We start from the raw sequence: 13,514 nt of genomic DNA on the forward strand, positions 1-13,514 counted from the left end.
CTTGAGAGTTTACTCACTTAGTCGCGTGTCCACTATTCGCGGGTAGGATCAGAAATTAGCAGCCCCAGTCGGTTCTTTTATTGTGCGAAAGCCAGCAGAAAGGACCGTGGTGAGGGTAACAATCATCCATGTGTAAAGCCCACCGAGCTGATGCGTTACCTTTGCCGCCTGATTACGCCCCCGGGCGGCACTATCCTTGATCCCTTTATGGGAAGTGGGAGCACCGGGAAAGCTGCGGCGATGGAAGGTTTCTGTTTCATCGGTATAGAGCGAGAAGAGAATTATGTGAAAATTGCTCGCGGGCGTATTGCGGCAGCACGGAGTGCCACGGCTCGTTCTGGCGATGCAGAAAGGTATATTGATAATTGAAGTCGGGTCACTGCTTCTAAAAATGTTAGCTAAGATATGAGTTAACATTTTTATGGCTCAGGGCCATAACTTAATCTGACAGGCAACTTTGTGCCAGAAGAAGACATTGAATATTCTATACTTACACCTCAAATTGCCTTAAATTTATAGCACCCGGCATTTTAGAAATTATAGTCAAATGGCACAACTCCCAAGAAGTCGAATCCTTTTCAAATATCGCAAATTTGATAAAAGCTGCTTAGAACTACTATTAAATCGAGAACTTTGGTTTGCTTCACCGGCCACGTTGAATGATCCATTTGAAGCAGAGTCTTCTATACATGAAGTTTTAGATGCTGTGTGGGCCCGCTATCCAATCCCAATTGCAGAGCGCAAGGCTTATGAGGAGTATCTGCATCAGCAACTAAGTTCAGCTGGTATTTGTTCATTTAGCAAAGCCCGTAAGAATCAGTTAATGTGGTCACATTATGCTGATGAGCATAAAGGTGTATGTATAGGATTTAAGGAGCACAAAATTAGACCTCAGGGCTCTTATATATACCCTATCGATGTGACTTATCAAGATGAGTACCCTTTTCAAGAAATAATTGAACGCTTCAATTATTTCGAGCGCATCGATGGAATGAATAACTTAAAATCTATCGCTGGCGATATTTTAATATCAATTCTTGGAACAAAATATACAAGCTGGAAATATGAGAGGGAACGGCGATTAGTTTTCGTTAAGTCCGTTGCACATAAGTTCGAACCGGATGCAGTAAACTCCATTGCCTTCGGGCTAAGAATGGCAGAAAGAGATAGGCAGACATTACGGAATTTATTATCGGGAGCTGAGTGGGATCATGTGAAATGGTTCCAGTCAATAAAGTCTGCAACGAAATACTCGCTTGAGTTTGAGCGTGTAAAGTAATTTGTTGATTAATCATAGAGTTTTAATCGCACATGAACTCCCACAATTCTAGTGGGAGTTGTTTTTAATTAGCTACTGCTACGATGCCTGATAACCGATGATAGCGGCATGTAGATTCCGCTCTTCGCTCATATAGGACCTGAGGACCAGCTGGTTGATCCCCTACCTGCCAAGAGCAGACCAAGGCATTGTGGAAAGCTTTAGTTCAACTTCAGTCGATCATTCCTTTGGTTTACCCAAGTTACTGGTTAAATTCCCTAGAACATGGTATGAGTAAAATTTCGGTGGATGGGCCGTTAGTGTAAGGAGATGTATGGCGACTAGTTACATAAGTGAACACAGCGCAGAGTATTCATTAGTACCAGCACTAAAGAAGATTTTGCAGGAACAGTATAGCCATGTTGCTCCAGTGTTTCCGTGGATATCTCGAGAGTTTAGTAAGATCTCAAGACATCTTCATAAAGATGACCTGTTTCATGTGCTAGTAATGTTTCCGCGCAGGCCAAAACTTAATGATCAGGATAGTAGTGAAATATATTTTACTATTAATTGGGAGGTTGAGGCTTTTAATAAAATAGGGGAAGCAAAAGGAGTTCCAGTGATAACTGGCTGCCCTAGAGCAGGAGACCTATGGGATTTATCTAATTGTGAGGATTACGCATGGTTAGATCTAGCAAAAAATAATTATCATGAATATTTAAATCCAATAAGTAAGATGAAAAAAAATGGATGTTTGTTAGGAAAAGAGGACATTTTAGCTCTTGTAAGGAACAGTGCTATTTTTAACTTGGAGTCTTTTGAGGACTTCGTCCGGGATGCAAAAGAAATTCAACCTTACAGGATGTATGGCAGCCAATATAAGCCTGTATACTTTCTGATTAAGACACACTAACACATTACTGTGCTACTGCTTTCAGCAGCTCATTAACTCAGCGTTAATGTCTGCAATTCGCTCACATCGGACCTTCGGCTCAGTAAGCTTGTCCGCTTTATACTGTGAGTTTAACGGGTCGTTGCAACGCTATCCTTAATCAAGGGAAAGTGATCATTCGCTCGTTCGGTCGGATGCTTCGAACCTGATCTAGTCGATGGATGTTTTCATAGATGCGCTCGTCAACGGAAGGCTTCAAAACGGCATACCCTGATCGAATCCGGGCTGAGCAATCTCAGACTTGAGTACAGTCGGTACTGGGGCTGATTTCTCTACTACACCGGCATCATTAAATACAACGCCCCCCTCTTCTTTAGCATCAGTCATCGCCTGCTGCTCTGAGATCTCTTCCGGATCTAGATCAACATATGAATCGCCCATCATCATTCTGTAATGCGCATCATGCTTAGCCGCCTTGAATATCTTGAAGAAAATTTTCAGGTAGCTCGCTGCCATATTGTCACTAATGGCCACGTAGAGCTCATCCGGAGCGTAATGCGATCCATCGTTTACCCAACTCATCAAAGACTGGCATTGTGTCTTTTCAATACCCTCAAACTTGTCAACCAAGTGGTACGTATCGACACCACCCAAAATCTTGAAATAGTTCTCCAAAATCCGTCGCATGGTATTCTGCAACGTAAGGACTGGCACCGGTGTCCTTTTCAGCTCTGCCCAGAGTAATTGATAAGAATTCCTGATTGGATTACTTGAATGGAACTCAATTACCGAATACTCATTTGGTTTGCGGACAATCCAAAATGTTTCATCAGCAAGAGATGTATTGGCCTTCCGGCGCTGATCGTACGTGACCTCTTTATGGAAATGCACGTTGTGTGTAAGCACCACAACTTGTTTAAGATGGCTACCACTCTTTCTAACTTCGGCGAAAAGCTCCTTGATCAAACTACTCACGATAAACAACACATCACTATCAAGGCTAGAAACAGGGTCATCGATGACCACAATCCTATCGGCGGTTATACCGGATGTCGTAATACTCCCTCTCAACAGGTGGTAGAAATAAAGGAACGTTACGAAGGTCTTCTCTCCCTCGCTCAATGTTTGCTTGGCATCTCTCCCATCCGCTCGGATAATTCTATAAGAGTTATCCGCACATGCAGGATCTAGAGAAAAGCTGAAGAATCCAAAATTTTTTAAAATCTTATTTATAGCAATTACTGTAGGCTTTACACTGGTAAGCTCCGCCTCAATCTTATCGATATCGACGTCTGTAGCATTAATATCTTCCGTGGCTTTATCCCGGCTCAATGCGATGCCCGAAATAGATTTCTGTAGCTTATTCTTCTCAGAGGTATAATCAGCCAAGGTATTCTTTAGCTCGGCATCGATAATATATTTCCACACTTCTCCGGTGAGCCTGCGCTGCTCAGCAGTGAAGCTTGCAACTAGGCGATTTTGTTCGGTTATTTTCGCATTCGCCGTATTAACAATAGCAGCAATATCAGCCTCAATATCCTCCAGCCCCTCAAGAAACACCTCAGCACTTGGAGTAGTAACTTTATTGTCCATCCGCCCTTTATTGATAAGAACAACAGCATCCAGTGCTTGAATCTTAGGATTAAGTTTTTCCTTGTCCAGTTCTGTGCAATCCAAAGCTAACAGAACATGTGCCTGAGCCAAAAGATCCTCAGCAATTTGAAAATAATTATTACGTAGGGCAGAGATCGCCTTCGAATCCGCCTCAAAAGTCTCATCGAAGTAGTCAGTAAGTTCCTTCTCGAAGTCGTGGGGCAGAGTCTGCTGACAGAACGGACATTGTTCATCCGTATGCTCCAGAAATCTCATACCCTGCCTAACCCAGTCGCTATTACCTAACCGCTGAATAATCGCGGATATACTAACATCGTCTTTGCCTACCACCTTTTTAACCAGAATCGGGCTTTTCTCGAATGCTATCAACCGTGATAAATCCAAGGTCGAAACAAGATCTATTTTCGAGGGTTGGTCACCATATAAAACTGCCGCTCTAGCCTTGAGATCAACCAAATCAACCAAGGTGGATTTGTTATTCTCATGTTCTTGAAGAACCCTTGCTTTGAATGCTTCCTTATTATTCCTTAAACCAGTAAATGCCCCTTTGAAATATTCATCATGCTTCACTTTCTGTTCCCAGCATCGGCCAACCAACTTTGCTTCCAAAGAAATCAACTCAGCATGCTTTCCAGGTTTTCCATCTTCACCATCAAGAGAGATGATTAACTTGGCCCTCAACTGTTCATGGCGCTTTCTTTCATCTTTAAGATCTTTGAGGCGGTCGAGCTGGACTTTCTCGGCCTTGCCGAGTGTAAATACTCCCTGAAACTCTTTGGATTCTGAGAAGTTGGCAGTGATGAAGTCGTTGTTATAGATCATTGCTGGCACTGCCATATTTCTGAGCCAGGTAATACTAGAGTCTGTTGAGAGGCTAGGTTTCTCAATAAGTCGACTGATTGTGGTCTTGCCCGCTCCATTTGCTCCATAAATGAAATTAATCTTTTTGAGATTAATAACTTCTGATTTGTCAGGACGGTAGGTAGCGATATTGGAGAGACTAATTGATTCGATCATAGCGGGTCATCCCTGCACGCAACGGCGCTAATTTGGCCGCTGCTCAGTAAAATTCTGAAGGTCTAGGCAATTGAACGACTACCTAGACATTTTACTATCATATGAAAGCTATTGGCTTGATAAACATATACGGCATGGTGATTTATGTAAAGGCCAGAGGTAGAAAGGAGGAGTAAGACCGGTGCAGTTTTGCCTACGCTACAGGTTAAGGATGCTATAAGTATTCCTGCAAATTGTGTCACTCATTTTAGAGCTTACCTCCCAGTTCAGACAATGTCCGCTGTTCGTTGTCGACTGTCAAGTTGAATCGTTTTCTAACAAAGAGGACCGCCGGATCAAGTCGGAGCCTATACATTTAAAGGGTTGACGGGCTCTTTGCCGCCCGCCCCGCAGCCTGCGAATTTTCCTGGCATCCGGTGCCAGGAAAATTCGCAGTGGAATGATACCCCCTAACACCACCGCTACTCCACCCACTACCATATTATGTTAAAGCCACATTCCTTTGCGGCTTCTTGCCCCTGCCCTCAGGCTTTATCCATCAAATAACGATGTGCTTTTGATGCCGTGCTGGCCGCTTTGAAAATATAACGCTTGTCATTCTTCAATGCTTTCAGCCAGGAAGCGATATAGCTTTCGTGCTGCACCTCTCCAACAATACCCAAATCCGCCATCAGAAAAGCACTTCCCAGCTCAGCCACTAATTCCTCCTCCGCATAATCTGCGCTGCCAAATTTCCCTTTCATTTCACGGTTAAGCCTTTTTTTACCACCGCTCCAGTGAACCAGCTCATGCAGGCCAGTAGCGTAGAAATTAGCAGCATCGGAAAAAAGGTGACGCTCTGGTAGCCAGACCTCATCAGTTGAGGGTTGGAAAAATGCATTTTGTCCTTTCTCAATGATGTTTGCGCCACTCTTCTGGAACAGATTTTCAGCCTCAGGCAACGGGTCAAAGGTTGCTTCTGGGCTGACTATTTCAGTTGTCAGTGGAAGGCCATCAATTTGTTCAACATTGAACACATTGAAGGTTTTCAGCATTGGGATCTGGTCGATGTCACCGTCTTCGTTTTCTTTCTCTAAGGTTGTATAGAAAATGGCTGTCGTACCGTGTTCACCTTTTCGAACCTGCCCGCCTATTGCCTGCGCCTGTTTGTAGGTCATCCAGCGTGAATCACCAAAGCCCTGTTTTGACGCGCTACACCACAACAGCATGATATTCATTCCGCTATACGCGATACCGGTTGCGAAGTTGGAAGGTAACCCAGACATGCCCGGCACTCGTTTCCACGGGCAAGACCACGGTTTTACACCGGCTTCAAGCGTTGCAATGATGTTGTTGGTGACAGTCTGATAAATATCGGTTTTGGCTTTAGAAAATTTCGTTTTTGAGGAGCCTGACTGCTCCAGCGGGGATACGCTGGTCGCCGCTGCGGTGTTAGGGGCGCTAGTCTGGGTATGCAGGGAAATGGTCATGTTTTTTCTCCGTCAGTGGTGTGATTTTCGTCTTCGTATCGCCTGACGGTTCGCTTTCCCGACATCGTTCCGGCCAGCAAGGGCGCAGAATGCGTGCCATTTACCCTTGCGGGACGGGTTGTGTTGGGAAACGATTAACCGGAAGCTGATACGAGAACGGAAGTCGCACGGAAAAAAAACTGACATAGCATAGGCGGGCGTAGCGCCCCTTGGGTCGCAGTGGTGAAATGGGTTGGGGATTGAATTGTTCGGTATTCGTTCAGACCTGAACTAGCAGTGTTTTGAGGTTGAAGACAATAAAACATTGCTGTCTGCTTTGCGAAAAGTGGAAATGCTAGAGATCAATAGGTTAGGAATAAAGCTAACCCAAAAGGCTATGTTTCCAGTCGAATCGTGGGTTCTGCTCATTGACAGGTAAGTTTTGCCAGTAAGTGTGAAGACTTGTCGAGACTACATCTATGTGACTGGTGTTGCCCCCGCAACAACGCAACAGTACTCGGAGGTTTAGCATTAGTACTTCTTAAGAATTAACTGCCGACTTTGCGCATTTCGCTGATAGCTAATGGTTTTATCGATGAAAACCAATAGGCTAAATTTGGTCAAGTTTTGATTTTAACCCTCGCAATTTAGAAGTATTATTTTAAGATTAATCTACTTCCCCCCTACTTTCCCTCGCCATTGTCGGCGTATGCGAAAAGTCATTCTTAAGGTTGTTACCCATGGAGTTATGGATATTTATAGCGGCGATTTATGTAATTTATCTATTGTTTTTCAAAAAGAAAAAACATAAATCTGCGGGTTCTTATTCTTCAAAAACCGTGAAAGCGCCACCTAAAGAATGGCTTGCTGACATCAAGAAAAAAGAGGCTGTTGTGAGAAAAGATGACAGTGAAGATGATGATCTGGCAACTTTTACACTGGACAGCGACCGGAGTGTCGAATACAGAGTAACAACGATTCAACGTCAGAATCCCCCAAAAACTACTGGTACTTTGGCTCGATGGGTGCAGCCTGGTGAGGTGACTACTGTAGGCGGTATGAAGATCACCAGTGGTCATTTCTACTTCGGACAGCGGATGAAGCCCGCCGGGCAAAGCATGAGCGGCTATTATGATGATGGCACTGAGGCATCATTAATTGACGACACGCTTAATATTCACCATAAATCTTATCTTTACGAAGATAGTTCATTGGGATACTGGCCCAGCTATTCCTCGCTTTCAGCGGATGCGCGCGGCGCGTATCTAAACTGGCTTGCCAGTGATAGGTCCGACGCGTCATGCCCTGTAGGCTACGTATTTATCTATCTGTATGGGCTGGAAAGAAAGGCACTTGTTGACTGCCGGGATGGTAATACACCTGACGCAGAGTTCCGTACACTATTTAATGAAATCTGCCGGTTAAGATCGGTATTCATTGAGAACCGCTCTTTCCGGAATTACTCGTCCCAGTTACTGGAAGCAATGTCTATTCTGCGCCCAGATGTTGATCTGGTTGCCGACCTTGGCCGTGATTCGAGTTTCAGCAATGGTATGCTGTTTAAGCTAGCGCTGGCAAAGGCTGTGGATGCTGGAGTTCCTGTGTCAGCCGATCTGGCGCTGACGTGGGTAACAAATCACACGGAGTATGCGTTACGAACTCCCGCCCGCCGTTGTGCGAAAGAATTTGCTGCGCTTTTCAAACGGCGCTATACCCTCAAATATGGTGAGGGGATGGTTGTCAAACCTAATAAAACACGACTGCGTCTGGATTATACCCCTGCAAGTCCCAGTCTGCGCGGCATTCGCCTGCCTGTTCCAGACTTGCCTGACCCTAGTGCATTGAAGGGGCCTGTCCAGAAAATTATGACACTTGCAGAGATCTGTACAGATGAACTGGATGCTTACAGCCGCTATCTTGGCAGGAAAGGTACGTCAGAAAATGATACTGCGGCAATCATGTTGCTGCCTATGGAAATCATCAATGAAAGCGCAGGAAAAGTTTTAAATACATTCAAACGCTGGGCTGATGAAGTGATAGCGAGTCACAAGGGGTTAACCACCGTTGCTGACTTCTGGGCACATATGGGAGCCACTTGCCCGGCGAAAATCAATAAAAAAGAGGCCGACCTGATGCAGGCCTTTGCACTGAAAATGGGCTACTGCCTGGCACCCGATCCGCTTTTCCACCATGTGAAAGCAGAAGCTGACGGCGCACTGGTTTTATTTGCCGCTGGTGAGGGAACGCGCTTACCACCATCTCCGGCGTTTATCTCAGCGGTAATGACGCTAAGGCTGGGGTCAATAGTGGCCTTAACCGACAATAGCCTTGATCAGGCCGAGCAGAAAGTGCTGGAAAATGCTATCGACCATAATTCTGGCTTTAGCGAAGATGAAAAACGCTCCTTACATGCGTATTTGACATGGCAACTTCATACCCCGGCCAACATGGCAGGCATGAAAAATAGAATAGCGCTGTTGAGTGCGATGGAAAAATCAGCAGTAGGTAAGGTTATCGTGGGAGTAGCCTGCTCGGATGGCAGAATTGAGCCTGCCGAAATCAAACAGCTGGAAAAAATTTATTCAGGCCTAGGGCTGGATCCTTCAACTATCTCCGGCAACATCCATCAGCATTCTACGGCAGAGGTTACCCCGCTATCGTCTACATCAGCGAGTCTTGGGGCCACTGAGTTCACGCTGGACGCCAGCGTGCTGGCTCACCATGAGTCAGCCACAGACGATGTCCGTAAATTACTTAGCACGATTTTCACCGAGGACGAACCGGAATTGCGTGAGAGCACTCCCGTAGCCGGAGCGCAGGATGGTGGCCTTGATAATGCACATAGCCAGCTTTACCACAGGCTTTTGGAAAAGGAACAGTGGCCCCGGAAAGAGGTGACGGAACTGTGCGAGAATTTTAATTTGATGCTCAGCGGTGCACTTGAGGTTATTAATGACTGGTCCTATGCAGTTGTTGATGCACCAGTGCTGGATGATGCCGATGATGATATCTGGGTAGACCTGGAAATTGCTAAAGAATTAGAGGGATAGTTAATGTCTGCGACACGCATAAGAGTTAAAGAACGGGATGCTATTATCCAATCACTGAAGTCTGGTGTAACGCCAAGAATAGGCATTCAGCACATCCAGGTGGGCCGGATGAATGAGATATCAGCTCTCCATCAGGATATTGAGCGGATTGCGGATGGCGGCGCGAGCTTCAGGCTTATCATCGGTGAATACGGATCAGGCAAAACGTTCTTTCTGAGCGTTGTACGTTCTATTGCGCTGGAAAAAAAGCTGGTAACAGTCAGTGCCGACCTTTCCCCCGACAGGCGCATTCATTCATCGGGAGGTCAGGCGCGCAATCTCTACTCAGAGCTTATGAAGAACATGTCCACCCGCAACAAACCTGATGGTAATGCGTTACTCAGTGTTGTGGAGCGGTTCGTCACGGAGGCGAGGAAGGAGGCTGATGCGGATAGCACTACAGTCTCGTCGGTTATTCACCAGCGCCTGGCTGCTCTGACTGACATGGTGGGGGGATATGACTTTGCTAAAGTCATCGATGCATTCTGGCGCGGACATGAACAGGATAACGAGACATTAAAATCCAATGCTATTCGCTGGTTGCGGGGTGAATACACCACCAAAACCGATGCCCGTAACGATCTCGACGTCCGGACTATTATCTCAGACGCTTCGTTCTACGATTCATTGAAGCTGGTAAGCCTGTTTGTCCGTCAGGCAGGTTATGCCGGGTTACTGGTCAGTCTCGACGAGATGGTAAACCTTTATAAGCTGAACAACACTCAGGCGAGAACTGCGAACTATGAACAAATCCTGCGGATCCTGAATGACTGTCTGCAGGGTTCTGCCGAGAATATTGGTTTTATTCTTGGAGGCACGCCCGAGTTCTTGTTTGATCCGCGTAAAGGACTTTACAGTTATGAAGCGCTGCAATCGCGTCTGGCGGAAAATCGGTTCGCTCAGAAAGCAGGAGTGGTTGACTACTCGTCGCCCACGCTGCATCTTGCCAGCCTCACCCCAGAAGAATTGTATATTTTACTGAAAAATCTTCGCCATGTTTATGCAGGCGGAGAGCCCGAAAAGTATCTGGTATCAGATGATGCACTTACCGGTTTTCTGCATCATTGCAGTAAAACCATCGGGGATGCTTACTTCCGTACCCCCCGAAATACCATCAAAGGTTTCCTAGATATGCTGTCCGTGCTGGAACAAAACAGTACTATAAACTGGCAAACGCTAATCTCGGGTGTGTCGATTGAAGATGACAGGCCAAGCGATATGGATGATGCCATTGAGCAGGAAGAAAATGATGACGATCTGGCCAACTTCAAGTTATGAGCAGCGCATACGATAGTCTCGATCCTCGCGTTCGTAAGTGGGTTTATAAGCAGGGCTGGTCTACATTAAGGCCCCTGCAAGAGAGCGCTATCCCGGCAATTTTAGCTCGAGACCAGGACGTGCTAATTAGTGCAGGCACAGCAGCGGGTAAAACAGAGGCTTTCTTTCTACCTGCCTGTTCAGCAATTGCAGGTATCACTAGCGGGTTTGGTATTGTCTATATCAGCCCGCTTAAAGCGCTGATTAACGACCAGTACCGTCGTCTTGAGAGCCTGGGCGAGGCGTTGGATATGCCGGTGACGCCATGGCATGGTGATGTACCGCAAAGCAAAAAGAAGAAGATACGGACTGACCCGGCGGGCATCCTACTTATCACGCCAGAATCACTTGAGTCCTTACTCATAAATTCATCAGGCTGGATTAAACAGGCGTTTTCGCCAGTAGCCTACATTGTTATTGATGAGTTTCACGCCTTTATTGGTACCGAGCGTGGCATGCAGTTGCTCTCCCTGCTCAACAGAATTGATCATGTGCTGGGCCGTCATGCGAATCCAGTTCCCCGCGTTGCGTTAAGCGCTACGTTAGGAGAACTGGATAAAGTGCCTGAACTGTTGCGTCCGGATCAGCGATTGCACTGCGAAATTGTGACAGACAGCAATAGCGCGGCCACATTACAAGTGCAGGTTAAAGGCTATCTGGTACCGGTGCCCGAAAAAGGAGAAGAACCACAAAGCTCAGCAGAAAAACACGTCTGCGCTGACATTTTCAGACTCTGCCGTGGCGACTCCCATTTAGTTTTTGCAAACAGTCGAAAGCGCACTGAAAGCATCGCGGCGACGCTGAGCGACATGTGTGAGGAAAATGTTGTTCCCAACGAATTCTTTCCCCATCACGGCTCCTTGTCTAGGGAATTACGCGAGACGCTCGAAGCCCGCCTACAGCAGGGTAATTTACCTACAACAGCCGTCTGTACCATGACGCTTGAGCTGGGTATTGATATCGGTAAGGTGCAGTCGGTTATACAAGTTACTCCTCCGCATTCTGTCTCCAGCCTGCGTCAGCGTATGGGCCGGTCAGGACGGCGAGATTCGCCATCAGTTCTGAGAATGCTGATCTCTGAGCAAGGACTTACCGCAACCAGCGGCATCGTAGACCACTTGCGGCTACAACTGGTTCAGTCGATGGCGATGATTAGATTGATGATCACTAAGCGATGGTTCGAACCGGCTGACTCCCGCCAGATGCATTACTCCACGTTGCTGCACCAAATCCTTGCGATCACAGCGCAATGGGGCGGGGTTCGAGCCGATCAACTTTGGTCACAACTGTGCCAGACTGGCCCCTTCCGGAACATCGACTTAACTGATTTCAAAACTCTGCTTCGGCATATGGGGGCATACGGCCTGCTGACACAACTTGCTAGCGGAGAAATGGTTATCGGGGCTGAGGGAGAGAAACTGACTAACCATTATACGTTTTACGCCGTGTTCAATACTCCAGAAGAGTTCCGCATTGTCACAGGAAGCCGAACCCTTGGCACAGTACCAGTGGACTCTCCCCTTCTGCCTGACCAGCACATAATCTTCGGTGGACGCCGCTGGAAAGTGACAGAGATCGAGGTGGAAAAAAAAGTTATCTATGTCGAGGCGACCAAAGGCGGCCAGCCGCCACAGTTTAGTGGTGGGGGTATGTCTGTTCATGATGTTGTTCGCCAAGAGATGCTCGCCATATACAGGGAGAATGATTATCGCATCAAGATAGGAAGTAAGAGAGTCGATTATGCAGATGCCACCGCCAGAAGCCTCTTTGCAGAAGGCTGTGACAGTTTCAAGCGTTTCAATCTGCAAAACTCCCATTTTATTTCCGACGGCCAGCATAGTTACGTTCTCCCCTGGATGGGGGATAAAGTCGTTAATACAATAACGGCCTTGCTCATGCGTAGCAGCTTTAAAGCCAGTTCATTTGCCGGTGTTATAGAAATAGATGACGCAAGTGTATCCTCGGTCCAACATGCACTAAAAGAAATTCAGTTGTCGGGCTTGCCATCAGAGTCTGAGCTCGCTGCAGATGTTCCAGAAAAATATCTGGATAAATATGACGATTATCTGCCGGAGTCCCTGCTTGCGAAAGGATATGGAGCAAAGGCGTACGATATAGAAGGCACCCAGATCTGGCTACAGAAAAATATTCTGTGACCTATTTTCGCAATAAGGGTATAAAGGAATCATTTATACCCTAAATTATTCTCACCCCTATATCTTTATTTCCCAGTGGATTTGCTAGGTTTTAGCTCCGGAGTATTTAGACTGGCCCCATAGATCATCGGACACTTCGCCTCTCTTAAAAAGAGGTAGTCTTAGAACTATGTTTAACACCAGTCAGAATAATAAGATGGTCGAAGTGTTAACAGGACCTGAACGGCGTCGGCGGAGTACTTCGCAGGAAAAAATTGCCATTATTCAGCAAACTATGGAACCCGGCATCACCGTGTCTCATGTGCTCGCCTGCATGGCATCAATGCTAACCAGATCTTCAAATGGCGTAGGCAGTATGAAGACGGTTCCCTGAACGCCGTAACATCTGGCGAAGAAGTCGTGCCCGCCTCTGAGCTTGCTGCGGCCAATAAGCAAATCCGCGAGCTTCAGCTTCTTCTGAGCAAAAAAACGATGGAAGCGGAGATGTTCAAAGAGGCCGTGGAGTTTGGCCGGGCAAAAAAATGGATTGCGCATGCGCCCTTGTTGCCAGGGTGACCTGCCCCCAGTATTATATGCCTGTAACAGGTTATATGAGCTTCAACGACACTGCCCATGCAATCGCACTCAGGCCGTACGAATATAAGACAGGTTATCACCAAACCAATAAGAAAATCGATATCAGTAAAACTCTAAAGCGGTGGTCAGTTTTAGTTGACCACTACA

Annotated in this window: 8 protein-coding genes and 1 pseudogene; 7 read left to right on the plus strand and 2 right to left on the minus strand. The window is 46.5% G+C overall.

Going from position 1 to position 13,514, the window contains the following annotated elements; genetic code table 11:
- Window positions 1–147: 147 nt before the first annotated feature.
- The 3 genes from IAE30_RS13500 to IAE30_RS13510 all read left to right on the plus strand — a co-directional run bounded on the left by IAE30_RS13500 (window position 148) and on the right by IAE30_RS13510 (window position 2,171).
- Window positions 148–369, plus strand: a complete 222-nt coding sequence (locus IAE30_RS13500; RefSeq protein WP_234472766.1) for a DNA methyltransferase — start codon at window positions 148–150, stop codon at window positions 367–369.
- A 178-nt stretch (window positions 370–547) separates the two neighbouring features.
- Window positions 548–1,279, plus strand: coding sequence for a DUF2971 domain-containing protein (locus tag IAE30_RS13505; RefSeq protein WP_200679983.1), 732 nt, complete (start codon window positions 548–550; stop codon window positions 1,277–1,279).
- Window positions 1,280–1,592: 313 nt separating this feature from the next.
- Window positions 1,593–2,171, plus strand: coding sequence for a hypothetical protein (locus tag IAE30_RS13510; RefSeq protein ID WP_200679984.1), 579 nt, complete (start codon window positions 1,593–1,595; stop codon window positions 2,169–2,171).
- A 234-nt stretch (window positions 2,172–2,405) separates the two neighbouring features.
- Here the strand turns inward: IAE30_RS13510 and IAE30_RS13515 are convergent, their stop codons facing one another.
- Together IAE30_RS13515 and IAE30_RS13520 are read right to left on the minus strand one after the other, a co-directional pair.
- A complete protein-coding gene (locus IAE30_RS13515; protein ID WP_200679986.1) occupies window positions 2,406–4,781 on the minus strand; it encodes an AAA family ATPase in 2,376 nt (791 codons plus the stop codon).
- 524 nt (window positions 4,782–5,305) lie between these two features.
- Window positions 5,306–6,250, minus strand: a complete 945-nt coding sequence (locus IAE30_RS13520; protein WP_200679988.1) for an ArdC family protein — start codon at window positions 6,248–6,250, stop codon at window positions 5,306–5,308.
- 719 nt (window positions 6,251–6,969) lie between these two features.
- Here IAE30_RS13520 and IAE30_RS13525 point away from each other — a divergent pair.
- The 4 genes and pseudogenes from IAE30_RS13525 to IAE30_RS13540 form a co-directional block, all read left to right on the plus strand.
- A complete protein-coding gene (locus IAE30_RS13525) occupies window positions 6,970–9,279 on the plus strand; it encodes a TerB N-terminal domain-containing protein (protein ID WP_200679990.1) in 2,310 nt (769 codons plus the stop codon).
- Window positions 9,280–9,282: 3 nt separating this feature from the next.
- Window positions 9,283–10,596: an ATP-binding protein gene (locus tag IAE30_RS13530; protein WP_200680133.1), complete on the plus strand. Its 1,314-nt coding sequence runs from the start codon at window positions 9,283–9,285 to the stop codon at window positions 10,594–10,596.
- Complete coding sequence (locus tag IAE30_RS13535) at window positions 10,593–12,791, plus strand: DEAD/DEAH box helicase (protein WP_200680134.1); 2,199 nt, start codon at window positions 10,593–10,595, stop codon at window positions 12,789–12,791. Before IAE30_RS13530 ends, IAE30_RS13535 begins: the two co-directional genes overlap by 4 nt.
- A 196-nt stretch (window positions 12,792–12,987) precedes the next feature.
- Window positions 12,988–13,339 (plus strand): annotated as a pseudogene (locus IAE30_RS13540) (transposase); the annotation flags it as partial.
- Between the last annotated feature and the right edge of the window lie 175 nt (window positions 13,340–13,514).

This window comes from Pantoea sp. S61 (assembly GCF_016625145.1).
Taxonomy (GTDB): Bacteria; Pseudomonadota; Gammaproteobacteria; order Enterobacterales; family Enterobacteriaceae; genus Pantoea; species Pantoea rwandensis_B.